This is a genomic window from Flavobacterium chungangensis (assembly GCF_042654045.1).
Classification (GTDB): domain Bacteria; phylum Bacteroidota; class Bacteroidia; order Flavobacteriales; family Flavobacteriaceae; genus Flavobacterium; species Flavobacterium chungangensis.
In genome coordinates, this window is record NZ_JBHSFY010000020.1 from 45469 (window position 1) to 70923 (window position 25455).

Genomic DNA, 25455 nt, shown 5'->3' on the forward strand with positions numbered 1-25455 from the left:
TCTATTTTTTGCGTTTTAAAATTTCGTCTTTAGTATTCGGTTTAAAATGAGCTCCGGCACAGCGCATTACGGCATCAAAACCGTAACGGCTTTTCATTTTGTCCATCGCTTCATAAAGTGAAAGCATTTCTTGAGTATCTTCAAAAAGATCAATTTGATAGGTTCCGCGGACCAATCCGCTAAAGCGAACACCAATCAAACGCAGACGCATACGACGCTGATACACTTTTTCAAAAAGTTCCATTACATTTTTAGTCAAAATATGATCGGCTGAAGTATAAGCAACTCGGCATTGTTTGGTTTCAGTATCAAAATTGGCGTAACGAATTTTAACCGTAACTGTTGAAGTCAGCCATTGTTCTGAACGCAATTGAAAAGCTAGTTTTTCGACCATTCCCAAAAGCACTCTTTTGAGTTTCGCAATATCAATGGTGTCTTGAGAAAAAGTATGTTCTGTAGAAATAGATTTTCTTTCGCTATATGGTTCTACAGGTGTATGATCGATTCCGTTCGCTTTTTTCCAAATATCAAGGCCGTTTTTTCCAATCATTTGCTGTAAAACCTCAGCAGGCATTTCGGCCAAAGTCTGAATTTTACGAACACCAATTCGAGACAAGAGTTGAAAAGTTACGGTTCCCACCATTGGTATTTTCTGAATCGAAAGCGGATTCAAAAAAGTCTGTACCTTATGTTCTGGAATTTCAAGATTTCCTACCGGTTTGCCTTCGCCTGTAGCGATTTTAGAAACGGTTTTATTGATCGATAATGAAAAACTAATTGGAAGTCCAGTTTCTTTAATTACCTTTTGTGCCAATTCATCTGTCCATTTATAACTTCCATGAAATTTATCCATTCCTGTAATATCCAGATAAAATTCGTCGACACTTGCTTTTTCTAAAACAGGTGCTTTTTCTTGGAGAATCTCTGTGACATCGTGAGATAATCGCGAATACAATTCCATATCTCCTTTCATGACTTTCGCCTGTGGGCAAAGTTTCATTGCCATTGCAATAGGCATTGCAGAACGTACACCAAATTTGCGAGCTTCATACGAACAAGAAGCCACAACGCCACGATCGCCTCCGCCAATAATAAGCGGAATATCATTAAGTTCAGAATTGGTGAGTCGTTCGCAGGATACAAAAAAGGTATCCAAATCCATATGTACAATTGCCCGTGCCATTTTTCCTTATTGTTTTTGTATGAAACAAAATTAGTACAGGTGGTAACATTTTTTTGTATATTTGCTGTTCCAAATTATAACAAATTTATTATGTCCTTATTTTCAGACAACATCAGAGCGTTAAGGGTTAAGCATAAAATATCACAGGAGAAATTAGCTGAAAACCTTAGTATTACAAGAGGAAGATACGTGAAATACGAAGACGGAACTTCGGAAGCACCGTATGATATTCTAAAGAAGATTGCGTTATATTTTCACATGAGTATTGACTTGATATTATCTGTCGATATCCGTAAAATTGATGTGCAAAATTTGATAAAACTGGAAGGCAACCGACTTATTTTGCCCATTCAAGTGGATAGTTTTGGAGAAAATTTTATTGAAATTGTATCTCAAAAAGCAAAAGCAGGATATTTGAACGGATATGCTGATCCTGAATATATTGAAAGTTTACAGCAAATTACACTTCCGTTTTTAGGACCTGGAAAACATCGCGGATTTCCCGTTGAAGGCGATTCAATGCCTCCACACGAAGACGGTTCTATCATTATTGGTCGTTATGTAGAAAAACTAGGAGAGGTGATGGACGGTAAAACTTATATTCTGATTACTAAAAATGAAGGAATGGTGTATAAGCGTCTGAATAAAAACAAAAAGAACTCTTTGGTTTTAGAATCTGATAACAGTTTTTATCCGAATTATGAAGTGAAAGCTTCTGATATTTTGGAGATTTGGGAATATGAATGTAATATTGGCCGTTCTGATAAAAAACAAGAAATGACAGAAACCGGAGCAATGAAAGATTTGCTTTTAGAATTGAAACGTGAAGTTCGAGAGATTAAGAATAATACTTCGAATACCTAGAGGTTCATTAACTATAGAAATTAAGAAATGATATTTATTGTTTATACAGGCACAGTGAGTTTTATAACAAGAACAGAATTAACACTTGCAGAATGGGATAAACGATTTCACAAGTTTCTAAGAGTTATTGGTTTTATTAGTGATGAAGAATTTCTGGACGAACTCCGATTTTCATATCGTGTTGATGATAAGACTGTTGAAGAGATTAATGAAATAATCAGTAAAAAGAGTTTTGTCAGTATTAGAATTACAAACAAAGCTTTTGAAGGTTTTAGATATGCTGAAAATTATTTAGATTTTACAGCCATAGAAGGACAGATTTTGTATTTTGAAGATTGGAATTTTATATTTCGAGTCTTTAATGAAGAATATTTTCTTTGGTGCTTTTTAGGCGGAATAGCAGATGTTCAAAGAGAAATTAAATTAAGCGAAGAGGATATCAAAAGATATAAAGAAATTGGTTTAGCACAAATAGATTATTTGATTGATAATTTACAGAAAATGGATTCAATCGAATATGAAAAAGCAATTGTCGAAAATAGAAAATTACTTTAAACCGATATTTTAAATGAACATCCAAAAAACCAAAATCGAAGATCATATCCGTTTAACGGAAATCACCAAAAAGTCAAAAGCGTATTGGGGATATTCGGATGAGCAAATGAAGAAATGGAGTAATAATCTAACCATCACCATAGATTATATCAAAACAAATCCTGCTTTTAATTTGGTTGATGAGAATCAGATTGTTGGTTATTATTCTTATTTAAGATTAGAAAATAATCAGGTAAAACTGGATAACTTATTTATTTTACCTGAATATATAGGAAAAGGATTTGGTTCTTTTCTAATGAATGACTTTTTGGAAAGAATTCGAAATGAAAAATGTCAAAAAATCATTTTAGATTCAGAACCCAATGCCGAACAATTTTACCAGAAAATCGGATTTACAAAAATCGGCGAATTTGAAACTTCCATAAAAAATAGATTTATGCCGATTATGGAAATGAATCTATAATTCTGGAGTTTATTTTAAATCAATTTTCAGTTGCATTTCATTTTTCATATGCAATAATGCTTCAGCATTTCCCATAGCATCATCAACGGGATTATGCGTATGTTCCGTTTTTCGAAGATGTTTCCATTGAGCGAAAGTATCATTTACTAAACCACAGTATAAATCACCTATTCTTCTTGATGAATATCCAAAAGGATTTCTATTCAAAAAATGATAAAAATACCAGCAAATGAACATCCAGTCAAAACCATTATTATCGCTAATAAATATTGGTCTTCCTTTTGAATTTTCTTTTATCCATTCTTCAAAATTTAGCATTACCTCTTTTGGATCATCAAATTCTAAAGTTGTTTCTCTGTCGAAACCTGAAATTGCTAAAGCTTGCGGATCAAACTTATCGGAAATAGGTTTTAATTTTCCATAAAAAGTTTTATCTAACTTTTCATTTACAAGCACAGCACCAAAGCATATCATGGAATAATCTCCAGGAATTGGTCCGTCTGATTCTATGTCTACAACTATATAACTCATTTAATTTTTGATTTGTTTTTCTAACAAACTTAAAATATTAAATAAAGAATAATAGCATTTTATGACAAATTATAAATTAAAAAACCTTAGCAAATCCCAAACCATATTGCTGTCCATTATAAAAGGGCATTATCATAGAAGTAGATTTATTTTCGGCTGATGATTTGAACAATTTTTTAGTGATATACGGATTAATCCAATAGGCAATTTTGGTACTCAAAATCCCGATTCCAGCTCCAGCAGCCACGTCTGTTAGCCAATGGCGGTTGTTGTAAATTCTGAACAGGCCAGTTCCTGTTGCAACGGCGTAACCTGCAATTCCGTACCAAATTGATTTGTCTTTGTATTCTTGATACAAAAATTCGGCACCCATAAATGCAGTTGCAGTATGTCCGGAAGGGAAGGAGTTGTTTGAACTTCCGTCGGGCCTTTCTACATGTGAAATTGATTTTAAACCTAAAACCGTTGTAGCCATAATTGCATACGAAGTCACCAAGATGACCGAACGATCACGCATATTGTTTTTGCCTTTTACGCCAAAAGCATTCAACGCATACACCGATGCAGCGGGAGCGTATTGAGAAAAATCATCAATCGTTATTTTCTCGTCAATGTCTTCAGTAACTTCTTTTTTTATTTGCGAATTGAAGCTTAACAGCTGATCGCTTTCAAGTCCAATAACACCATACCCAATTAATACACCAGGAATAATCAATTGTTTGTAATTGAATTTTAGCTGATGCGAAGTACTGTCAATTTTTGTAATCGAATCGTTTTGCTGTGCATTTACAGAAAATAATCCGAATAGAAATAGTAGGGAAATCGTTTTGTGGAACATTTTCTTAGTCGTTATATTGTACAAAATTAACGAATGTTCGATGCAGGTATTTTGGGCTTAATTGAACCTTAAGGGAATATTAATTTGTTGGTTTTAAATGAGGTAGTTGAATTAAGATTGGCTTATTTTTTATTATTCTGAGTGTCACCCTGAGCGAAGTCGAAGGGCTTTACAGTACAAAAGGTCTTCGACTTCACTCAGACTGACAGACGTAATAAAATTGATACAAAGCCATTAAAAATCCTTTTAATCTGTGCAATCTGTGGCTTAAAAAAACTTTGCGACTTAGTGTCTTTGTGGCAAAAAAATCTAAACTTTCAACGAAAACCAAAATGTGCTTCCCAATCCTAAATTACTTTCTACGCCAACACTTCCGTTTTGGGCTTCAATAAATTCTTTGCTAATGGCTAATCCCAATCCGGTTCCAGATTTTTGACTTCCAGGAACTTGAAAATATTTATCAAAAACCCTGTCTTTATATCTTGCATCAATTCCTTTTCCGGTATCAATAACCTGAAAAAACATTTGATTATTTTCTTCTTTTAATTTAATAAGAATTGTGCTTTTTTCAGACGAATATCTAATGGCATTCGATAAATAATTAATTAAAACCCAGCCTGTTTTTTCAGCATCTGCTTTTACGTTTTTGAGATTTTCATTGGCATCAACAACTAATTGAATCTGTTTTTGGTCTGCCTGAACTTTTACAGCTTCTACGGCATATTTCACAATTTCCTGAGGATTGCTTTTTCCGATATTTAGCTGAATATTTCCAGTTTCCAATTGTGATAAATTCAGTAATTCTCCTGTAATTTTCAACAAACGCTGACTGTCATCTTTTATACTTTCAACCAATTGTTTTTGGTCGTCGTTCATATTACCCGTTTTAGCATTTTCAAGCAATTGAAGACTTAATTTTATAGAAGCAATTGGCGTTTTTAATTCGTGCGAAACAGTGGCAATAAAATTCGTTTTAGCAAAATCCAATTCTTTAAAAAGCGTAATATTTCGAAGAATAATGACATCGCCAATATTGATTTCTTTTTCTTCGCCAGTTGGTGTTATCGTGATATTATGAATCTCTTTTTCGAAATAACTTTCTTTTCCGTGAGCAAAAATTTTGAGAGCCTGTTTTTTAGGAGTTTCCGTTTCTTTCAGAATTAAAGAACGAATTAAATCATTGGAAACGGCTAATTTAGAAGCAGGTTTTCCAATAATATCTTCAGATTTTAGACCAATAATTTTCAGTGCTTCATCATTCACAAACAAAACAATTCCTTCGTTATCCAAACCAATAATGGGATCGTTCATATTATTGATCAACGTTTCCAGCCGTTTCTTTTCAAAAAGAAGTTTGTAAACATTGCTGTCATGATATTCTTCAAGCTTTTGCGCCATGGTATTGAATGATTTCGCAAGATCTCCAAATTCGCTATGACTCGTAAAATGAACACGTTCGGAATAGTTTTTATTGGCAATTTCCTTAATACTCTGAGTTAACTCTCTAATAGGATTCGCAATATTATTAGGCAGATTAACCAATAAATTAAAAGCAATCAGAAAGCATAAAGTTCCCACAATGGCAATCGACAAATTTGCCGTTTCAGCCGAATGTTTAGCGATATCGCTTTTCTGTTTTATGGCGTCCAGATTCAGTTTCATAATCGCAAAAATATCCTGACGAATCTGAGCTTTTACAGATTCATCAGCATTGTTTTTGTCTAAAAGAGCAAAACTCGCTTTCAGTTTTTCGGTAGCTTGTTTTTCGCCTGGTTCTGTAATATTTTGAGTCTGCTTTTCGAGATTTTCCTCAAAACTCTGAATTGTTTCTTTTGAATCCGATTTGATTCCGTCTAAAGCAAAAATCATATTTCGGGAATATTCCAAAGTATTATAATTGGATTTCAGAATATTCTCGGTGTCTTGCTTAATCAAAAAAACAGAATAAGCACTCACTAACGAGAGAATGATGATCATTAAAAATAACAATCCAACACCCAGATTCAATTTGGTTTTAATTCTCATTTTATAAAACATTTAATTTTTTTTGAACCATATAAGTTATATAAGTTCATTTAAAAACTGTGCTTAAAATTTAACCGCAAAGAGCGCCAAGGTTTCGCAAACGCAAAGGTTAGATTAAAAGCTTTGCGTCTTTGCGAGCAAAATAATTCTAGCGAACTTTGCGTAAAAACCTTGCGAACATTGCGGTTAAACTTCAACGCCCCGAATTTAAATGAACTTATATAACTTATATGGTTTAAAAACTTTTAAGACAGAATAACAAGATCAACATTTGATAAAGACAGCTTGTTTAGCAAACGTCTGAAAATTGTTGTAGACAAAATTACTTTAAATAAATTCAAATGTGGTTTTCCGATACACACAGTTGTAATTTGTTTTTCTTCTACAGTTGTCAAAATTGCATTGGCAATATTTTTGTTTTCCAATTTAATTACTTCTGCGCCTAATTGTACGGCGAGTTTAAAGTTATTAATTAAATGTCTTTGTTTATCAAGTGCAATTCTTGTACTGCTTTCCTGCGGAGTTTCGACATACAAAACATACCAGCTTCCGTTATAATAGCTTGCCAAGCGAGCTGCTTTTCTGATCACAATTTTAGCCGTTTTATCATTACTGCTAATACAGGCCAACAATTTTTCATGTCGTAAAGCATGCAGATTCGGTACTTCGCTTTCTACTTTTCGAACCACTTGACTTGCTACTTCTTTCAAAGCCAATTCACGCAATTGCAGAATTTGTTCCGATTTAAAAAAGTTCGCTAAAGCAGTCGGAATTTTATCTGCCGTATAAATTTTACCTTCCTTTAAACGCGAAATCAAATCTTCCGAAGTCAAATCGATATTCACGACCTCATCGGCCAAACGCAAAACATTATCAGGAATTCGTTCCTGAACATCAATATTCGTAATCCGTTTTACGTCTTCGTTTAAACTCTCAATATGCTGAATATTTACAGCCGAAATCACATTAATTCCAGCTTCCAGAATTTCTAAAACATCCTGCCAGCGTTTTTCGTTTTTGCTTCCTTCAACGTTTGTATGTGCCAATTCATCAACAATAACCACTTCTGGTCTAAGGTTGATGATAGCCTGAACGTCGAGTTCTTCGAGTTCTTTTCCTTTATAAAAAATAGTCCGTCTCGGAATAATCGGAAGACCAGCAAGTAATTCATGCGTTTCCTTCCGCATGTGCGTTTCAATGTAGCCAATTTTTACATCGATTCCGTTTTTCAATAACGAATGCGCTTCCTGAAGCATACGGAAAGTCTTTCCCACACCGGCGCTCATTCCAATGTAGATTTTAAACTTTCCTTTTCGTGATTTCTGAATCAAATCGAGAAAGTGCTGCGCGTTGTTTTCTTTTTCTTCTTTCATGTTTTTTGCCACAAAGGCGCTACGTCACAAGTTTTTTGTTTCACGCAGATTTTAAAAGATTTAAGCAGATATTCGCAGATTATTTAATTAAAAATCCATTTAAATCTGCTATAATCTGTAGAATCTGCGTGAAATAAATTTTAATCAATAAAATCTTTTTCTAGAAACTAATAGCTAATGCTGTTGTTACAAATGTATTTGTATCCGTTGGAAGATTATCTTTATTGGTGAAGATTTCATCTTTACTCGAAAGATTTCTGGCTTCAATTCTAAACATAACATTATCAGCAACTAAGTAATCAAAGTTAGCCGAAAATCCGTAAGTTTTAAAACCGTTTGGCGTTTCAGTTGCGATAATTACACCCTTTTCATCACTATAATATTCACCTCGTACTGCAAGCTGAATCTTGTCAACTGGCTTGTATTGCAGAATCAAAACTGGTGAAAACCAAGTATCGTATTTGTTACTGTTTTTAGCCGATTGCTGTGATCCAATATCAAAACCAGCTGTAATATTTGTCTTTTCCGTTATTTTAAATTGTCCGTAAAAGTTGTTGAAATAACGCCATTTTTTATCAATATCCGGCTGTTCATTTCCAACATAAGTACTCCAATTCAAAGCAACCCGATCAGAAGGTTTGTAAGTAACCTGAGTTCCAAAAGCAGGTGTTTGATTGCCTTCTACTTTCTCAATTCTCTGCCAGCCATTCAAGTACATTCCCGCCAAGTACCATTTTCCAGATTCAGAGGTATAACCAATTTTGATTCCCGCTTCATAATAAGGCGAATTCTCAGCCAGAATGCTTCTTGATAGAGTCTGGCAATCTTTTCCAATGGCACTTTCAAAACCAATGTGAGCAGGCATAATCCCTGCATCAATCCATAAATTATGGCTTTTCGAAATTTTCACACCCACATTTGCCTCGTAGATATTTTTCAGCAAACCTTGTTCTGCCGACATATTATATTCAGCATACGTTCCGGCCATTAAGGCAAAGTTTCCACGAACATTTTCTTTCGTATAATTTACTTTTGCCAAACCTAAATTAATGTTGACTTCATTGCTTTTATTAAAGTTATAAAAAAAGCTGGGACGAGTATGATTCTCAGGTTTCCCAAAATCGTAGCTATAATAAGTTTCTACATATCCTGAAAACGTCAGCGGACTTTTAGATTCTTCTTGTGCATGTAAATTGCTAAAACCAAAAGCGATTAAAGCGGTAAGTATTGTTTTTTTCATTTTTGTGGTATTCAAATATTTATAAGTAGATTTTTTAGGAGCTAATCCCGCTATCCGTTTCAATCTTTTGTGCCGAACCCCGGCACAAAAGGATTTTCACTACTATCGGGGCTAGGGCATTTGGGGTAAAAAAGGCGTTTTTGTATTATAATATTTTCATATCCTAACAGGTTTCCAAAACCTGTTAGGTATTATTGTAGTTTAGTTTTTCGATTCCAATTCTCGCCACTTTTTGTCATTCCGAGGAACAAGGGATCTCCGCAAGTAGCTCGACAAAGATTGGCGATTATGCAAACGGAGTTTCGAGTGTGATCCTTCGTTCCTCATGATGACAAACGGTGTGGTTACTCTGTTTATAATACCTAACAGGTTTTGGAAACCTGTTAGGATAAAAATCTTAGAACCTCAGCGACTCAGAACCTCAGAAACTTTTCTAGCGAAGCTGATCCAACGCCACATTCAATTCCAAAACATTGACAGTTTCTGGCCCAACAACAGCCGAATTAATTTTAGATTCAACCAACGCTTTTACTTTAGTTTCATCCAGTTTTCTTTCTTTAGCAATTCGTTTTACCTGAATCAGCGCCCCTTGCGAAGAAACATTCGGATCCAATCCACTTCCTGAAGCTGTAACCATATCAGCTGGAATATCAGATTTTTTCAAGTACGGATGAACCAATAAAAGCGTATCAATTCTTTTTTGAACCAAAGCCAGATATTCGGCATTGCTTGGACCTTTGTTGCTTCCGGCACTTCCCGCCGCGTTATAATCAACAGCCGAAGGTCTTCCCCAGAAATAATTCGACTTATCGAATTTCTGACCAATTTTTTGGTAGCCCACCACTTTTCCGTTAACCGAAATCGTTTCACCTTTTCCTTGATTTGGAGAAATTTGTGCGATTCCATAAATCGCAAGAGGATAAATAACCGCAAACAAAATCAAAGTAAATACGGTAAGTTTTATTATAGAAAGTAGATTTTTCATTTTTTAAAAGTTTCTAAGAGACTAAGTCTCTAAGTTTCTAAGTTTTTTTAATTGTGATAAATAAGTTTTAAAAGATTCTAAGAAAAAAAACTTAGAATCTTAGCAACTTAGCGCCTTAGCATCTTACATAAATAATGCTACTAGCAAATCAATTACTTTAATTCCGATAAAAGGAACAATCAATCCGCCAAGTCCATAAATTAAAAGGTTTCTTTTTAAGATCGCACTAGCTCCAATTGGACGGTAATCAACACCTTTCAGCGCAAGCGGAATCAAAATTGGAATAATAACCGCGTTGAAAATTACAGCCGATAAAATGGCACTTTCAGGACTATGCAAATGCATAATATTCAAACCTTGCAGCGCAGGAATCGCAGTAATAAAAAGAGCAGGAACAATAGCAAAATATTTCGCAACGTCATTTGCAATAGAAAAAGTAGTTAAAGTACCTCGAGTCATTAAAAGCTGTTTTCCAATTTCAACAATTTCGATTAGTTTCGTTGGGTCATTGTCAAGATCGACCATGTTTCCTGCTTCTTTTGCAGCTTGAGTTCCGCTGTTCATGGCAACTCCAACATTCGCCTGAGCAAGGGCAGGAGCATCATTTGTTCCGTCACCCATCATCGCTACTAGTCGTCCTTCGGCTTGTTCTTTTCTAATGTAATTCATTTTATCCTCAGGTTTAGCTTCGGCAATAAAATCATCAACACCAGCTGCTTCGGCAATAAATTTAGCCGTAAGCGGATTATCACCTGTAACCATAACCGTTTTGATTCCCATTCTGCGCAAACGCTCAAAACGCTCTTTCATTCCGGTTTTTATAATATCCTGAAGTTCGATAACACCTTGAACCACGTTGTCTTTAATAACAACTAGTGGAGTTCCTCCGTTAGACGAAATGGTAATAACTTGTTGGGCAGTATCTTCAGGAAAAGAATTTCCGGCTTGCTGCGCAATGTTTTTTGCAGCATCTTGCGCCCCTTTTCTAATATTGGTTCCGTCTTTTAATACCACTCCAGAAGTTCTGGTTTCGGCAGTAAATTTGATGGTATGCGCGATTTCAGAAGTAGTTTGTAAAAAGCTCGCTTTCGTTTCATTTTTTACATCTAACATTTCACTTAATTCGAGAATACTTTTTCCTTCCGGAGTATCATCTGTAAGCGAACTCAAAACAGCCGATTTAACAAAATCATCAAAAGAAATTCCTTTTGTTGGATAAAAATTAGTTGCTTTTCTGTTTCCAATGGTAATGGTTCCTGTTTTATCTAAAAGCAGTACATCAATATCCCCAGCAGTTTCAACCGCTTTACCAGATTTTGTAATTACGTTAGCGCGTAAAGCTCTGTCCATTCCCGCAATACCAATCGCAGAAAGCAAACCACCAATTGTAGTTGGAATTAAACAAACAAACAAAGCAATGAAAGCCGCGATCGTGATGGGTGCGTTGGCATAGTCGGCAAACGGTTTTAGCGTAACGCACACAATCACGAATATTAAAGTAAATGCGGCTAATAAAATGGTTAAGGCAATTTCGTTTGGTGTTTTCTGACGGCTTGCACCTTCAACCAAAGCAATCATTTTATCTAAAAAGCTTTCGCCAGGTTCAGAAGTAACTTTTACTTTAATTTTATCAGATAATACTTTTGTCCCTCCGGTAACCGAAGATTTATCTCCGCCAGCTTCACGGATCACAGGCGCACTTTCTCCTGTAATGGCACTTTCGTCAATTGTAGCCAGACCTTCGATAATTTCACCATCGGCAGCAATTAAATCGCCGGCTTCACAAACGAAAATATCGTCTTTTTTTAATGCCGAAGAGCTAATGTTTTTAATTTCTCCGTTTGGAAGAATTTGTCTTGCAGGAGTTTCTTCCCTTGTTTTTCGCAAACTGTCGGCTTGTGCTTTTCCTCTTGCTTCGGCAATGGCTTCGGCGAAATTCGCAAATAAAAGCGTTGCCAGTAAAATCAAGAACACAATTAGATTATAAGTAAAACTTCCCTGATCATTTGCACCCATTAATATTGAAATGCAGACAGCAAACATAATGGCTGTTCCAATTTCTACGGTAAACATTACCGGATTTTTGATCATCATTTTTGGATTAAGCTTCACAAAAGACTGCGCTAAGGCTTCTTTTACCTGTTTACTTTCAAACAATGATGTGGATTTATTAGTTGTCATTTTCTTGTAAAAAGTTAAATGTTATTTGTAAAATGTTATGCGCTAAAAACACATAGATTATAGAATATAGCCAGCGGTTTCAACCGCTGGGACGCAACGTATATCACAATCTTTCTCCCTGCAATTCGTTTCCCGTGGTTGAAACCACGGGCTATATTGAAATGCGAATGGTAAAATCGTTATTCTAACTATGTGTGAAAACGAGTTTTCTTTTTATTCTTTTTTATAGATTAAAATTCTATGTTCCTATGTGTTTAAAATATCCAGCATTTTTATTTTAGTGTAAAGAATTCCGCTAAAGGTCCAAGTGCCAATGCTGGGAAGAATGATAAAGCAGCGATAATTGCGATTACGGCAAAAGTCATGATTCCGAAAATTGAGGTGTCGGTTTTTAAAGTTCCTGCACTCTCTGGAATGTATTTTTTACCTGCCAGTAAACCTGCAATTGCCAATGGACCAATGATTGGAATAAAACGGCTTAGCAGTAATACAATTCCTGTAGTGATATTCCAGAACGGATTATTATCTCCCAATCCTTCAAAACCAGAGCCATTATTGGCAGCGCTTGAAGTATATTCATATAACATTTCGGAGAATCCGTGATTACCAGGATTGTTTAACCAGCCTGTCGCGTTTCCGTTAAACCAATAGCCCATTGCAGTATCATGCGCAGCAAAATAAGAAGCTAAAGCAGTTCCGGCTAATATTAATAAAGGGTGAAGAATCGCGATAAAAGCGGCAATTTTGACCTCCCGCGCTTCGATTTTCTTTCCTAAAAATTCGGGAGTTCGGCCAACCATTAATCCAGAGATAAAAACCGCCAGAATAATGAAAATATAGTAGTTTAGAATACCAACACCGCATCCGCCGTAAAAGGCATTTACCATCATAGATAATAATTGCATAGCGCCAGAAACAGGCATCGAACTATCGTGCATACTGTTTACAGAACCTGTGGAAATTACAGTTGTAGCAATACTCCAGAAACCTGAAATTGCTGGACCAAACCGAACCTCTTTTCCTTCCATAGCTCCAGTTGTTTGTGCAATGCCCATTTTTTCGATAGCTGGATTTCCGTTGATTTCACTCATAACGGTTGGAACAACCAAGAGTAAGAAACCAACCGTCATTACACCAAATATGATATTCGATAGTTTTCTTTTATTGAGGTAAAATCCAAGAGCAAAAATCATCGCAAACGGAATAATCATCTGCGCCCAAAGCTCAACTCCATTCGTAAAATAAGTTGGATTTTCTAATGGATGCGCTGAGTTGGCTCCAAAAAATCCACCACCATTTGTACCAATATGTTTAATAGCAATAAAGGCAGCAGCGGGTCCGCGAGAAACTTCTACATGATCACCTTGCAGCGTTGTAATAGCATCTTTACCTTCAAATGTAATAGGAGTACCGCTAAATACTAGTGCTATAGCTACAATTGCTGAAAGCGGTAATAAAATACGAGTACAGCTTTTGATGAAATAATTATAAAAATTACCCAGTTTTTCTGTTGTTCTTTCTTTCATTGCTGTAAAAATCATAGCGGCAGCAGCCATTCCGATACCGGCAGAAACAAATTGAAGGAACATCAAGACGATTTGCGAAAGGTAAGAAACGCCACTTTCGCCTGAGTAATGCTGTAAGTTACAATTGACTAAAAATGAAATAGCAGTATTAAATGCCAAATCTGGTGACATTGAGGGATTATTATCTGGATTAAGAGGTAAAGATCCCTGAAACAATAAGACAAAAAAGCAAAGAAAGAACCAAACCATATTGATACTTAAAAGTGCTTTTAAGTGTTGTTTCCAGTTCATTTCTTCAGCCGAATTAATACCGCTGATTTTAAAAATAAATTTTTCAATTGGATTGAAAATCGGATCAAGAAGTGTTTTATCTCCTAAATAAACTTTAGCAATATATTTTCCTAAAGGAATCGCTAAAACAATAGTGAGGATGAAAATACCAATGACGCCTAATAATTCTGTGTTCATAATTTTTATATTTTTTAGTGAAAGGTGAGAGGTGATTTGTAAAATGAGTTGATGAATAAAATTTGTGTTTACATTTCACTTAGTGCATTTCACTTTTTACATGATTTAAAATTTTTCGGGTTTGATTAATACATATACCAAATACACGAAAACGGCGATTGAAATAATAAATAGTGCAGTCATGATTTAGATTTTTTCAAAGAATTCAACTGACAGAAAACAAATTGCAAACAGTAAAACTGCTAAAGCAAGAAGAAGGATTGTGACCATGATTTTTATTTTAGATTTTTGAGTTCAGATTTCAGATTAGTGAGCCGATTAAACACCAGAAGCATTAACCTGCTTGATATATTCCGCTTTAAGTGTCTGCGGAAATAGGTGCGAAATATTGCAGTGACGCATTTCCATAAAAGAAGAAACCGAAAAAACATACACATTAGAAATGGCATTTTTAGTTTCGATGCTTCCAGTTATAAACAAACGTTCGGCAAGAGCCAGACATTTCTTAGCTCTCACGATATTGCCGGAAATAATCGATTTTTTGGTGATTTCGGCAAAGCGTTCAGCTTGTTTGTAGATTGAGGTAACTTGAGTTTTCATTTGGAATGAATTTTAATGTTCTCCCTCCTTATGCCAAAATATGTTCCGAAAAAGTTGAGTTACAGCTAAAGTGCTGTCAATAAAAGGAATGTAGTTTTATGCCAAAAATCAGGCATAAAAAAAGCCTATCATTTTGATAAGCTTTTATTGAAATGATAAGGTTTATTTAATTATTAATTGTGAATTATTAATTATGAATTTTGAAAGTCCCAGCGGGACTACATATTTATAGAAATGATGAATCCACATTTATCAGAGCCCCAGCGGGGCGACATATTTTTGGGTTGTAGGTGTCGCTCCGCAGGAGCTTTTTATTATTGGCAATAAAATAATCTATAAATATGATTCTTCTCCGAAGCTTTGAGAATTGTAATTGATATTGAAATTGAATTTTGCAATTGTTATTGAATTTGATACTCTTCCAGCTTTCTATACAAAGTCGCAATTCCAATTTCTAATAATCGAGCCGTTTCTGCTTTATTCCCTTTAGTATAATTTAAAACCTTTTGTATGTGCAGTTTTTCAACACTCTGCATGGAGAAAGCCGACATAGGTTTAGTACTTTGTTCAGTTTGTTGCTGCATTTCGTAAGGCAGAACATCCGAAGTTAAAGTATCGCCGTTACTCAAAATAACCGATCTTTCTATGATGTTTTTAAGTTCGCGGATATTTCCCGGCCAGGAATAATTTTCTAATTTCTGCAGAAATTCATCAGAGATATGTAATGTTTTTTTATTCGTTTTTTCAGAAAACTGTTTAACGAAATAATGAGTCAATACCGATATATCTTTAATTCTTTCTCGTAAAGATGGCAGTTTTATTTCGAAAATATTTAAACGGAAATACAAATCAGAACGGAAGCGATGTTCATCACTTTCTGTTTTTAAATCTCGGTTTGTAGCGGCAATTAATCTGAAATTTGATTTTTTAGGAGTCGTGTCACCAACCGGAATATATTCGCTGGTTTCTAAAACACGCAATAACTTGGCTTGAAGATCAATTGGCATTTCACCAATTTCATCCAGAAACAAAGTTCCTCCATTTGCTTCTTCAATAAAACCTTTTTTATCTTTTACAGCTCCCGTAAAAGCTCCTTGTTTATGACCGAAAAGTTCACTTTCTAAAATTTCTTTTGTAAAAGTACTGCAGTTTAATGCCACAAAAGATTTCCCCACACGATTGCTGTTTTCGTGAATGGCCTGTGCAAAAACTTCTTTTCCGGTTCCGGTTTCGCCGGTAAGTAAAACAGTTGAATCTGTTTTAGCTACTTTTTGGGCAAGATCAATAACTTGTTCAATTCCTTTCGATTTTCCAATAATGGTATTGAAAGAATATTTGTCGTTGATGCGTTTTTCGAGTTGCTGAACCTTTTTTTGCAAATGCACTTTTTCAACCGCTTTATAAAGAAGCGGAATAATTTTATCGTTATCGTCACCTTTTACAATATAATCGAAAGCGCCATTTTTCATCGCCTGAACACCATCTGGAATATTTCCAAAAGCGGTTAACAGAATAACTTCTGTCAGCGGAAAACTGTTTTTTATATTTTGAACAAAATCAACACCGTTTCCGTCAGGCAGTTTTACGTCACACAAAACAACGTCAATATCAGTTTGCTCCAGTTTTTTAAAACCAGACTTTAAATCTTTTGCTTCAAAAACTTCAAATCCTTCCGATTTTATAATACGAACCAACAGACTTCTCAGTTTTTCTTCGTCGTCTATAATTAAAATTTTGTGTGTCATTTGCAGAGATGCTAAATCAAATTTTGGTAATCGATGTACAAAGTTAGGTTTAAAATCTATTTACTTTTTTGAATCGACAGAAATTATTTTAAGCACTAGAATCAGTTTTAAAATATTTTTTTGAAAAAGAAATGTACTTTTAAGTCGAAAATGTATCCCTAAAATTTATGCCAAAACAAATTCTCCTTATAATATTTATTGTAATCTTCGGAAGCTTTAATAGTTTTTCAAAAGGAATTATTCAAAAAGATTCTTCAAAACCGAAAACTATTTCATTCAAAATAAAACTGAAATCGGCCGATAAAGTAAAAATTGCTGTTTCTCCTTTAAAATACAACAAACATTTAGCGTATAGTTTTACGCTTGACGATGGCTACAGATCGGCTTATTTGACTGCTTTCCCACTATTGAATGGAGGAAAAATTAGCAATTCTTCGATTAACGAATGGAAAATTGATCAAGGCGGAGATGGAACAGTTTCAGAAGGACTTTTTTATTCGGACGGAATGGGAAATAAAATTCCGTTTAAATTGGCATTAGCGATCAATGGAGGTTCAATTCGTTATTTGCCTGAAAATCGCGGACATCTTTCTTGGTCTGAAATTAAAGAAATGTACAATGCAGGCTGGGATATTTTGAATCACGGTTTTCATCACGCTACCAAACACGGAACAAACTACAAAACAGAAGTAACCGAAAATACAACTTCAATACAGCAAAATCTAGATTTTACGATGTCTCATTTTGTGGTTCCAGGTGGAGAAGGTGATGAGAAATATTATTTGGAATATGAAAAAGAGGCACTTAATAATGGACATTTTTCTGTAGCATCTTATTATGGTGCTGGGCCAGTTTTTAAAGTTGATTCAAAAGTAGATTTAGATAAAATGATTTCTGCCAGAACTTTTGTGCAGAGTTCAAAAGACACAACAAGTTTTAAAACGATGGATAAATATTTAAAAACGATAGATTCTATTGTAAAACAAAAAGATCCGGTTTGGTTTAACGAATTCACACACGGAACAGGAAATACAAATTTGTGGAATCTAAGCATTCGTTTTCCTGAATTCAAATATTATATGACAACGCTTGCAAATAAATACGGTTTAAAAGGAAATGACTCAATCTGGATGGCACCGTGGCAGGAAGTCTATGAATACATTTGGTTAAGAGACAGAATTAAAGTCGATTTTCAGCAGAAAAATAAAGAATTAATAGTTACAATTAAACTTCCGGAAATTCCAGAAACTTTTAGGAATCGTGATATTTCTTTGAATGTAGAAACTGCATCAAAATTTCAAATCGAATCGAATAAAGATTTAAAAATTAAAGACGATGGAAAAACAACTCACAAACAGATTTTGATTCAGCTGAAGTAAAAGTTTTTTGCCACAGATTAAAAAGATTATTTGGATTTCACTTTAAACAAGCGAAAAAAAATCATTAAAATCCTTTTAATCTGTGGCAAAAAAAAATAGTGAAAATTCGTGTAATTCGTGGCAAAAAAACTAATCAATGTCCTTCTCGTTGTCCTTTATAAAAGTGTCAATATTCATTAAATACGGATCAATTACAATTCGCAGAGGTTTTATTTTAAGTTTTATTTTTCCTTCAATTGTATTGTTTTTAATTGGAAAAGTATAATTAAATAAGTTTCCGTTTTCATCATAAATTCCAATATGTATAGTGGCATCGTTTGCGATTTGTTTTCTTTGTCCTGTTGCATTTTCTTTATATTTCTGAGAAAACGCTTTAAATGAAACCTTATAAAAACCATTCTTTTTAATACTTGAAACAGCTTCTATTTTTGAGGAATAGGTAATAATCTGCTTAAACATTTCGTCTAGTTTAGAATGCAGCTTTTTATCCGTTACAGCATAAATTTCTTTTAATAAAGCCTCAGAATCAGGAAACGGATTTGGATATTTATAATGATTCAGAAAATTTTTCAAAGCCAGATTTACTTTTTCTTCACCAATTAAAACTCGAAGCTGATGCATGACAATCATTCCTTTATCATAAGGTAAGTGCGGAGTTTCATAATTCGTTTTATACAAAGGCATTTCAGGATCATAACTTCGGCTGCTCAAATATAAATCGAGATGAATTTTTAAAGTTTCGAGCGCTTTTTCCAAGCCATGTTCTTTTTCATACAACATCAACTCGGTGTATTGCGCCAAAGTTTCGGTCAAGATCCAGCTTCCTTCTTTTTGTTCCGGATTGATCTGTGAATTTCCCCACCATTCGTGCGACAATTCATGAGCCGTTAATTGATTCATTACATCTTCTTTATCCTTATTGTTGAGGTTGCTGTAAAATCCGAAATTTTCTTTCATAAAAACCGTCGAGGGATAAGAAGTCGCTGCAAATCCATCGGCGAAAGCAGAAACTTCGGCATAACGAATTGTTTTGTATGGATATTTTCCAAAGTTATTCTGGCAATAATCTAAAGTGTTTTTTACATCCTGAATTAGTTTTTTAATGTTTCTGGAATGCCTTTTATGATAAAAAACTTCAATAGAAATGCCTTTATAATTCGTTTTTTGAATTTCATATTCCGCAGAAGAAAAAGCAAATCGAAACGGAATCTTACCATTAGATTTATAATGAAAATAATTGCGGTTGTCTTTTGTCCAATTTCCAATTAAATCCCCAATACCAATCGCCGTTTGATTTTTAGAAGTCGAAACCACAGCATCATAATCAACAAAATCATATCTAATTTCCGATTTGTCTTCCAGTTTTTTAAGAGGCGTCTGTGGTTTCAAATGTCTTTTTACACGTTCTTTTTTACTACTGATTTCATTCGATTCCTGATAACCAAAAAGCGGAAAGTAACGGCTTATTCGCATAAACGATCCATTTTCAATTATAGAATTAAAGGCAGTATGTCCTTTAAATGGCGACCATGAAGACTCAAAAGAAAAGCTCATTTTCATTTTCTGCTGAGGCTGTAAAGGTTTTTCCAATCGATACCAATAATGCTGAAATGCCGAAACATCATCCAGATTATTAGAATTCGGAATTTCAACAGAAGTCATTTTCGAATTTCGATCTATATATAGGAGTAAACTATCAATAGGTTTTTCAGAATTATTAATTAATTCATAAGTGCCTTTTACTTCATAGCGATTCTCCTCAGGAAATAAATCGACTTTACTTTTTACAGAAACGATCGTAGGCTGAGGCAGATCGGTATATTTTTTAAATTGAGTTTCATATTTCTCGCTCCAGTTATTCTGATCTTTTTCGGTCAAATACGGATATTCGATATTCGTTTTATAAAAAAGATAACTTCCAAAACCAATAAAAAGAATAATTCCCAATGCAAAAGTTACTTTCTGAATGCCATTAAATGAATTTGTTCGGAAGGTTTTTATAATTGAAGCATTTCTTTTCCATAAAATTCCTGTCAAAATAAGAAGCAGTAAAGCCAATCCGAAATTGTATAACATCGAAATATGAAACGGGAAAGTGTATTTTCCGAAACCATTCATATCAAAATATTCTCTTTTAAAAGAATCTCCGAATCGAAATAACGGATGCGAAATTCCCAATTGTTCTACAATTCCTGTACAAAACAAAATACAGATAAAAGCAGCAACCGAAAGTCCGATGTATTTATTTTTAATAAAAGTCTGAATCGCAATTGCCAAAATTGAGATCAGCAACAATGGAAATCCGAGATAATAAAACAAAGAAAGATAAAGACCAGTTTCGATTGGAGCATTGGCATTCACAATCTGAAAGGCACATCCTATGAAAATACTAATACTAATTATGATTAACGGAATGATAAAAAGCGCCGTCAGTTTGGCCAATAAAACCACAAATTGAGAATACGGTGCTGTATTTTCCAGCATTTCAAATCTCGAATTTTCGCTTCGGTTTAATAATTCGCTACTGTAAAAAAGCAGAATCAAGATCAGAATAAAAGGCAGACGATCCATTATGGTGGAAATCATCAAAGCCGTATCCGTAATTTTTTCGGCTAATCGAATTCCGCCGTCAATTTCATCCGAAATTTCGATTGCCAATAATCCCGACAACAAAAGAACAATCAATAAAAACGGAATTCCTTTTAGAACTAAAAAAATATCCAGTTTAATATTGCTTTTAAAAACAGCAAAATTATGTCTGAAAGTTTTGAACTCGATGCGTTTCGGAATTTCCGAAGAAAGGATTTTTGCTTCTTTTGAAATAACTTTAGGCGTTTTTATCTTTTTGGTTTCCGTTTTTCGGAAGGAAAATAATCGATACGAAACAAAAAGTAAAAGCAGAGAAACTGAAATCCACAACAATCGGTTAAATAAAAAGTTCCCAGAAAGCGAAACCAGTTCGGTATTTTTCTCAATTGAAGTCCAATATCTGGTTTGTTCTAAAAACGCTGCCAAACCAAACGGATCTATTTTTGCAGCCAAAGACATGGCTTTCGCCGAAGATGGTGAAGCATTTGCAAAGATTGGCGAATTAGAAAAAATAGAACCCGCTATATATAAGATGTAGATTAATAACCCGCCAACATAAATAAAAAGTTTGCTTCGCGTAAGCCGCGCCAAAGCCGTCAATATAGAAAGACACAGAAAAATATTCTGAATCACAATTACAAAATACGGCCAGAGATAATTTATAATTTCAAAAGGACCGATTTCGCTTTTAGAAAGCCACGACATTTGATGTCCAATGATCATTCCGACGATAAACATTCCAAAAGAAACTACAGCGATTATAAATGCAGTAATAAATTTGGGAGCCAAATAATGAAACTTAGAAATAGGAGAGGAGAAAATAATCGAATCGAATTTCGTTTCATATTCCTTTAAAAAACTCTGCGCGACCTGAAGTGTAATCGAAAATATCGTCATCAGCGAAATCAGACCAATCGCATAAGTCAATACATACGGACTATTTTTGTAAGCGCCCGAAAAAGAAAAGTTCGCAAAAGCACTCACAAAAAATCCTAAAACCAAATAAATAATAAACGTGGCATAAAAAGTCCAGCTTCTGGTGTTGTTATGCCATTCAAATTGAATTAATTTAGAAAGCATAACACTAATTTTTAAGTTGATTTTGAGCTAAAACACTAAAATAAACATCGCTTAAATCTGGCGATATCAATTCGAATCCAGAATCTGGCCTTTCATCTGAAAAAACATGAATATTGATTTTCCCTGAATTTAAGTTGGACGAAATAATATTAAAGTTCGATTGATGTTCTTTCAGTTCTGTTTTCTCAATCGCTTTCATCCAGATTTTATCTTTTAAAGAATCGATTGCTTCGTTTGGTTTTCCTTCCAAAATCAATTTTCCGTTAGAGATAATCGCCATCTTAGGGCATAAATCACGAACATCTTCTACAATATGAGTCGATAGAACTACAATAATGTTTTCGCCAATTTCGCTTAGCAAATTATTAAATCGGTTTCTTTCCTGCGGATCAAGTCCCGCAGTAGGTTCATCTACAATAATAATCTTCGGATTTCCCAATAATGCCTGAACAATTCCAAACCTTTGACGCATTCCGCCAGAAAAAGAATGAACTGCTTTGTCTTGATGCTGTAATAAATTAGTCTGCTGCAACAAATACGAGATTTGATCGTGTCGTTCCTTTTTATCAACAATTCCTTTTAAAACTGCCAGATGATCGAGCAGACGATAAGCAGAAATTTTAGGATAAACGCCAAATTCCTGTGGCAGATAACCCAAATTTTGCCTAATAAACATTGGATTTTCCAAAATATTAATTCCGTTAAATTCAATACTTCCCGAAGTGGGTTCCTGCAAAGCGGTAATAGTTCGCATTAAAGTCGATTTTCCGGCGCCGTTTGGACCTAGTAGACCAAACATTCCTTTTGTAATTTCAAGCGATAAATCGTCAATCGCTTTTGTGCCGTTCTCATACGTTTTGCAGAGATTTTGGATTGATAAACTGTTCATTTTTTGATTGATTTAGATGATTGAATTAAATTATGATTTGAAAAATTTAGGCAATAGAATACCTGTCGGCTTCAAAAACCGATTTATTAAGAGTGAAATAAGATTTAAAAGAAAGCTATTCTGCCACGTATTCTAAAATATCCCCGGGCTGGCAATCCAATATTTTACAAATAGCTTCGAGCGTATCAAACCGAATTCCTTTTGCTTTTCCCGTTTTTAGAATCGATAAATTGGCAGGTGTAATATCTAGTTTTTCTGCCAACTCTTTACTCTGCATCTTGCGTTTGGCAAGCATTACATCAACATTTACAATTATTGGCATAGTTATATAAATAAGTCTTGTTCGTTCTGAAGGTTTAAACCTTGTTTAAAAATGGCGGCTAAAAAGTAAGCGAAAACACCCAGCATTCCGTGTAATAGAATAAAAAGCGAAACTTCATTATCCAGCGGCACAAAAAAGAAAGCCACAAATAGTACAATACCTGGAATTAGTAAATTGGATAAATAGAAACGCCTTAAATGAGAAATTCCGTTTTGTGTAAATAATTTAGGCTGAAAAAATACCTTAAAAACATTACTGCTCAATAAAAAGAAAAGCCCATACAAACTCAGCGGAGCCAAAAAATCAAAAAGAATATAGGGCCAGTTATAATCACCAAGCATTAAAGGATGAGAAGTAAAAGGATAACAAACTTGAAAATATTTTCCTTCGTCTTTAAAAGTCAAAAACAATCCCGTTAGTAAAGTAAAAACAGAATATCCTGCCAAAAAGAAATAAACCACAGACAAAAATCGAGTAAAATAAAATAATATTCTAGATACAATATGAGTTGTCTTCATATAATGAAAAGTTAAATTGATATTGCAAATGTATAATTAATTATTGTAAAACAATAATTAATTATTAAAAACTAATTATTTTAAACCTTTTGAGAATATTATAAATCTATTAACATTAGAAAACTAAAGGCATCCATATAAAAGGCTTAATTTTGCATATTAGCATTTTTTTATATGAAAAACCCAATTTCAGTCTCATTATTAGAGCTCGCTATCATTACTCAGGATAGCAATGCCACAGAAACATTTCAAAAAACAAAAGACATAGCGCAATTAGCAGATACTTTAGGATACAAGCGATTTTGGCTTGCAGAACATCACAATATGGCACACGTTGCAAGTACGGCAACAGTGGTTTTAATTGGTTATGTGGCAAGTCAGACTAAAAATATCCGAGTAGGTTCTGGTGGCATTATGTTGCCGAATCATTCTCCTTTAGTAGTTGCGGAGCAATTTGGAACCCTAGAAACGCTTTATCCAAACCGAATCGATTTAGGTTTAGGAAGGGCGCCGGGAACAGATCAGCCAACCGCCGAAGCAATCCGAAAAGACTTTTTTGAGCAGGCACAACGTTTTCCGCAAAACGTAAGCAAACTTCAAGAATATTTTTCAAGTGAAAATGCAACAGGAAAAGTGCGTGCATTTCCAGCCGAAGGTTTAAAAGTCCCAATCTGGATTTTAGGATCAAGTATGGACAGTGCAGCTTTGGCAGCAGCTTACGGATTGCCGTATGCTTTTGCTGGACACTTTGCGCCAAAACTAATGATTCAGGCGTTTGAGTTTTACCGCGAAAATTTTCAGCCTTCAGAATATTTAGACAAACCAAAAACAATGGCTTGTGTTAATATTATTGCAGCAGACACAAACGAAGAAGCAGAACTATTGTCTACAAGTCTGTATCAAATGTTCTTGAACTTAATTAGAAACGACCGTAAAGGTTTACAGCCGCCTGTTCCGTCATTAGATGATATCATGAACGAGCAAGAGCGTTTCCATGTCAATCAAATGACAGCTGGAACCTTCACAGGAAACAAAGAACAATTAATGACCGATTTGAAAAAGTTCATTGACTACGCCAGAATAGACGAACTAATGGTAACCAGTCCAATCTTCGATCATCAGGCAAAATTAAAAAGCATTCAAATCACCAAAGAAGCAATCGACGGCCTAAACGATAGTATACATATATAAGTATACTATACATAAGAGTAGATTTCATTCTCATAACCCGACAGGTTTCTAAAACCTGTCGGGTTTGTTTTTGTTGTATATATAAGGAGAAAGTTCTACTATAATATATAAGAGTAAAACGGAGTAAATCTAAAATCAGCTTTTAACATCTATTGTCAGGCTGAGCGAACTCGAAGCCTTTTATACAATATATATTAAGGAGCTTAATCCCGCTATCCGTTCCAATCTTTTGTGCCGAACCCCGGCACAAAAGGATTTCCACTACTATCGGGGCTAGGGCACCGGTTTCCAGAAGAAAAAACAGGGAAGAATGGGACGGTCCCAGAAGAAAAACCAGCACCAAAAAGAAACTTTGTGCCTCTGCGCCTTTGCGAGATTCGAAAAATACCCACAGAAAACCAAACTTTATATCTTAGTGCCTTCATGGCAAAATAAAGCAGAGTAGGCAAAATCGCCCGAAAACAGACATATCTATAAAACAGCCCAAAAAACTTTGGTTTGTAAAAAACGCATAACCAGTGACTTATAAAAAATATTAAAAATAGTTTCAAAAAAAGCTTGCGTAAGCGGAAAAAGGTTCTACTTTTGCACCCGCAACAGCGAAGGCGTTCATCGAAATACTGGCAGGAAAGGAGAATCAGACGAAAAGAAATTTTCAAAAAAAAAGATTCGAAAAAGCTTGCGAGATTTGAAAATGCTTTCTACATTTGCACCCCGCAAAACACGGAAAGTTCATTGATAGATTGGGAGGAAAATTGGAGAAAACGGGATTGAAAAAATCTCAAAAAAACTTTAAATTTTTCTTGCAGGAAACAAAAAGAAGTTTTAGTTTTGCACCCGCTTTGAGATACAGGCGAAAACAAAAGAAGACACGTTCGTAGGCATATTGAATTGACAGCCGTTTTAAGAG

Annotated in this window: 21 protein-coding genes; 5 read left to right on the forward strand and 16 right to left on the reverse strand. The window is 34.6% G+C overall.

Annotated elements, in window-relative coordinates; translation table 11 throughout:
• Window position 1 precedes the first annotated feature (1 nt).
• Window positions 2-1183 (reverse strand): DNA polymerase IV, encoded by a 1182-nt coding sequence (dinB, locus tag ACFO3N_RS23245; protein WP_095928783.1) that lies wholly within the window; start codon window positions 1181-1183, stop codon window positions 2-4.
• 90 nt (window positions 1184-1273) lie between these two features.
• Here dinB and ACFO3N_RS23250 point away from each other — a divergent pair, with 90 nt between their 5' ends.
• From ACFO3N_RS23250 to ACFO3N_RS23260, 3 genes are read left to right on the forward strand one after another with little or no spacing between them, the layout of a single operon-like run.
• Window positions 1274-2047 (forward strand): XRE family transcriptional regulator, encoded by a 774-nt coding sequence (locus tag ACFO3N_RS23250; protein WP_095928784.1) that lies wholly within the window; start codon window positions 1274-1276, stop codon window positions 2045-2047.
• Window positions 2048-2074: 27 nt separating this feature from the next.
• Entirely contained in the window at window positions 2075-2602 is a 528-nt protein-coding gene (locus ACFO3N_RS23255; protein WP_379801261.1) for a hypothetical protein, read from the forward strand.
• Between the two features lie 13 nt (window positions 2603-2615).
• On the forward strand, window positions 2616-3065 hold the full coding sequence (locus ACFO3N_RS23260; protein ID WP_379801262.1) for a GNAT family N-acetyltransferase: 450 nt from the start codon (window positions 2616-2618) through the stop codon (window positions 3063-3065).
• Between the two features lie 9 nt (window positions 3066-3074).
• Here ACFO3N_RS23260 and ACFO3N_RS23265 read toward each other — a convergent pair whose 3' ends face one another.
• The 11 genes from ACFO3N_RS23265 to ACFO3N_RS23315 form a co-directional block, all read right to left on the reverse strand.
• Window positions 3075-3596: an exonuclease gene (locus ACFO3N_RS23265; RefSeq protein ID WP_379801264.1), complete on the reverse strand. Its 522-nt coding sequence runs from the start codon at window positions 3594-3596 to the stop codon at window positions 3075-3077.
• Window positions 3597-3672: 76 nt separating this feature from the next.
• Entirely contained in the window at window positions 3673-4434 is a 762-nt protein-coding gene (locus tag ACFO3N_RS23270) for a phosphatase PAP2 family protein (protein ID WP_379801265.1), read from the reverse strand.
• Window positions 4435-4743: 309 nt separating this feature from the next.
• A complete protein-coding gene (locus tag ACFO3N_RS23275) occupies window positions 4744-6459 on the reverse strand; it encodes an ATP-binding protein (protein WP_379801267.1) in 1716 nt (571 codons plus the stop codon).
• A 245-nt stretch (window positions 6460-6704) separates the two neighbouring features.
• A complete protein-coding gene (locus tag ACFO3N_RS23280) occupies window positions 6705-7832 on the reverse strand; it encodes a sensor protein KdpD (protein ID WP_379801268.1) in 1128 nt (375 codons plus the stop codon).
• Between the two features lie 160 nt (window positions 7833-7992).
• Window positions 7993-9072 carry a porin gene (locus tag ACFO3N_RS23285; RefSeq protein WP_379801269.1) on the reverse strand — a complete coding sequence of 360 codons (1080 nt, stop codon included), beginning with the start codon at window positions 9070-9072 and terminating at the stop codon, window positions 7993-7995.
• 433 nt (window positions 9073-9505) lie between these two features.
• Window positions 9506-10057, reverse strand: a complete 552-nt coding sequence (locus ACFO3N_RS23290) for a K(+)-transporting ATPase subunit C (protein WP_379801270.1) — start codon at window positions 10055-10057, stop codon at window positions 9506-9508.
• 123 nt (window positions 10058-10180) lie between these two features.
• The gene (kdpB, locus tag ACFO3N_RS23295) at window positions 10181-12238 is read right to left on the reverse strand and encodes a potassium-transporting ATPase subunit KdpB (protein WP_379801271.1); all 2058 of its coding nucleotides are present in this window, start codon (window positions 12236-12238) and stop codon (window positions 10181-10183) included.
• 272 nt (window positions 12239-12510) lie between these two features.
• Entirely contained in the window at window positions 12511-14232 is a 1722-nt protein-coding gene (gene kdpA / locus ACFO3N_RS23300; protein ID WP_379801273.1) for a potassium-transporting ATPase subunit KdpA, read from the reverse strand.
• A gap of 105 nt (window positions 14233-14337) precedes the next feature.
• A complete protein-coding gene (gene kdpF, locus ACFO3N_RS23305; RefSeq protein ID WP_081909388.1) occupies window positions 14338-14415 on the reverse strand; it encodes a K(+)-transporting ATPase subunit F in 78 nt (25 codons plus the stop codon).
• A 135-nt stretch (window positions 14416-14550) separates the two neighbouring features.
• Window positions 14551-14832 (reverse strand): DUF7674 family protein, encoded by a 282-nt coding sequence (locus ACFO3N_RS23310; protein WP_194139122.1) that lies wholly within the window; start codon window positions 14830-14832, stop codon window positions 14551-14553.
• A gap of 401 nt (window positions 14833-15233) precedes the next feature.
• Window positions 15234-16577 (reverse strand): sigma-54-dependent transcriptional regulator, encoded by a 1344-nt coding sequence (locus tag ACFO3N_RS23315; RefSeq protein ID WP_379801274.1) that lies wholly within the window; start codon window positions 16575-16577, stop codon window positions 15234-15236.
• Between the two features lie 167 nt (window positions 16578-16744).
• On the opposite strand from ACFO3N_RS23315, the gene ACFO3N_RS23320 reads away from it, so the two are divergent.
• Window positions 16745-17956 carry a polysaccharide deacetylase family protein gene (locus tag ACFO3N_RS23320; RefSeq protein ID WP_379801275.1) on the forward strand — a complete coding sequence of 404 codons (1212 nt, stop codon included), beginning with the start codon at window positions 16745-16747 and terminating at the stop codon, window positions 17954-17956.
• A gap of 129 nt (window positions 17957-18085) precedes the next feature.
• Here the strand turns inward: ACFO3N_RS23320 and ACFO3N_RS23325 are convergent, their stop codons facing one another.
• The 4 genes from ACFO3N_RS23325 to ACFO3N_RS23340 form a co-directional block, all read right to left on the reverse strand.
• The gene (locus ACFO3N_RS23325) at window positions 18086-21625 is read right to left on the reverse strand and encodes an ABC transporter permease/M1 family aminopeptidase (protein WP_379801276.1); all 3540 of its coding nucleotides are present in this window, start codon (window positions 21623-21625) and stop codon (window positions 18086-18088) included.
• 4 nt (window positions 21626-21629) lie between these two features.
• On the reverse strand, window positions 21630-22514 hold the full coding sequence (locus ACFO3N_RS23330; protein WP_379801277.1) for an ABC transporter ATP-binding protein: 885 nt from the start codon (window positions 22512-22514) through the stop codon (window positions 21630-21632).
• Between the two features lie 115 nt (window positions 22515-22629).
• Entirely contained in the window at window positions 22630-22836 is a 207-nt protein-coding gene (locus ACFO3N_RS23335; protein ID WP_012024053.1) for a helix-turn-helix domain-containing protein, read from the reverse strand.
• 2 nt (window positions 22837-22838) lie between these two features.
• On the reverse strand, window positions 22839-23354 hold the full coding sequence (locus ACFO3N_RS23340) for a DUF2975 domain-containing protein (protein ID WP_379801278.1): 516 nt from the start codon (window positions 23352-23354) through the stop codon (window positions 22839-22841).
• 174 nt (window positions 23355-23528) lie between these two features.
• Here ACFO3N_RS23340 and ACFO3N_RS23345 point away from each other — a divergent pair, with 174 nt between their 5' ends.
• Entirely contained in the window at window positions 23529-24545 is a 1017-nt protein-coding gene (locus tag ACFO3N_RS23345; protein WP_379801279.1) for an LLM class flavin-dependent oxidoreductase, read from the forward strand.
• Window positions 24546-25455 lie beyond the last annotated feature (910 nt).

What these genes read in the sequence shown, in the direction of transcription:
- dinB (WP_095928783.1), bottom strand. Translation starts at nt 1,183, where the DNA reads ATGGCACGGGCAATTGTACATATGGATTTGGATACCTTTTTTGTATCC.
- ACFO3N_RS23250 (WP_095928784.1), top strand. Translation starts at nt 1,274, where the DNA reads ATGTCCTTATTTTCAGACAACATCAGAGCGTTAAGGGTTAAGCATAAA.
- ACFO3N_RS23255 (WP_379801261.1), top strand. Translation starts at nt 2,075, where the DNA reads ATGATATTTATTGTTTATACAGGCACAGTGAGTTTTATAACAAGAACA.
- ACFO3N_RS23260 (WP_379801262.1), top strand. Translation starts at nt 2,616, where the DNA reads ATGAACATCCAAAAAACCAAAATCGAAGATCATATCCGTTTAACGGAA.
- ACFO3N_RS23265 (WP_379801264.1), bottom strand. Translation starts at nt 3,596, where the DNA reads ATGAGTTATATAGTTGTAGACATAGAATCAGACGGACCAATTCCTGGA.
- ACFO3N_RS23270 (WP_379801265.1), bottom strand. Translation starts at nt 4,434, where the DNA reads ATGTTCCACAAAACGATTTCCCTACTATTTCTATTCGGATTATTTTCT.
- ACFO3N_RS23275 (WP_379801267.1), bottom strand. Translation starts at nt 6,459, where the DNA reads ATGAGAATTAAAACCAAATTGAATCTGGGTGTTGGATTGTTATTTTTA.
- ACFO3N_RS23280 (WP_379801268.1), bottom strand. Translation starts at nt 7,832, where the DNA reads ATGAAAGAAGAAAAAGAAAACAACGCGCAGCACTTTCTCGATTTGATT.
- ACFO3N_RS23285 (WP_379801269.1), bottom strand. Translation starts at nt 9,072, where the DNA reads ATGAAAAAAACAATACTTACCGCTTTAATCGCTTTTGGTTTTAGCAAT.
- ACFO3N_RS23290 (WP_379801270.1), bottom strand. Translation starts at nt 10,057, where the DNA reads ATGAAAAATCTACTTTCTATAATAAAACTTACCGTATTTACTTTGATT.
- kdpB (WP_379801271.1), bottom strand. Translation starts at nt 12,238, where the DNA reads ATGACAACTAATAAATCCACATCATTGTTTGAAAGTAAACAGGTAAAA.
- kdpA (WP_379801273.1), bottom strand. Translation starts at nt 14,232, where the DNA reads ATGAACACAGAATTATTAGGCGTCATTGGTATTTTCATCCTCACTATT.
- kdpF (WP_081909388.1), bottom strand. Translation starts at nt 14,415, where the DNA reads ATGACTGCACTATTTATTATTTCAATCGCCGTTTTCGTGTATTTGGTA.
- ACFO3N_RS23310 (WP_194139122.1), bottom strand. Translation starts at nt 14,832, where the DNA reads ATGAAAACTCAAGTTACCTCAATCTACAAACAAGCTGAACGCTTTGCC.
- ACFO3N_RS23315 (WP_379801274.1), bottom strand. Translation starts at nt 16,577, where the DNA reads ATGACACACAAAATTTTAATTATAGACGACGAAGAAAAACTGAGAAGT.
- ACFO3N_RS23320 (WP_379801275.1), top strand. Translation starts at nt 16,745, where the DNA reads ATGCCAAAACAAATTCTCCTTATAATATTTATTGTAATCTTCGGAAGC.
- ACFO3N_RS23325 (WP_379801276.1), bottom strand. Translation starts at nt 21,625, where the DNA reads ATGCTTTCTAAATTAATTCAATTTGAATGGCATAACAACACCAGAAGC.
- ACFO3N_RS23330 (WP_379801277.1), bottom strand. Translation starts at nt 22,514, where the DNA reads ATGAACAGTTTATCAATCCAAAATCTCTGCAAAACGTATGAGAACGGC.
- ACFO3N_RS23335 (WP_012024053.1), bottom strand. Translation starts at nt 22,836, where the DNA reads ATGCCAATAATTGTAAATGTTGATGTAATGCTTGCCAAACGCAAGATG.
- ACFO3N_RS23340 (WP_379801278.1), bottom strand. Translation starts at nt 23,354, where the DNA reads ATGAAGACAACTCATATTGTATCTAGAATATTATTTTATTTTACTCGA.
- ACFO3N_RS23345 (WP_379801279.1), top strand. Translation starts at nt 23,529, where the DNA reads ATGAAAAACCCAATTTCAGTCTCATTATTAGAGCTCGCTATCATTACT.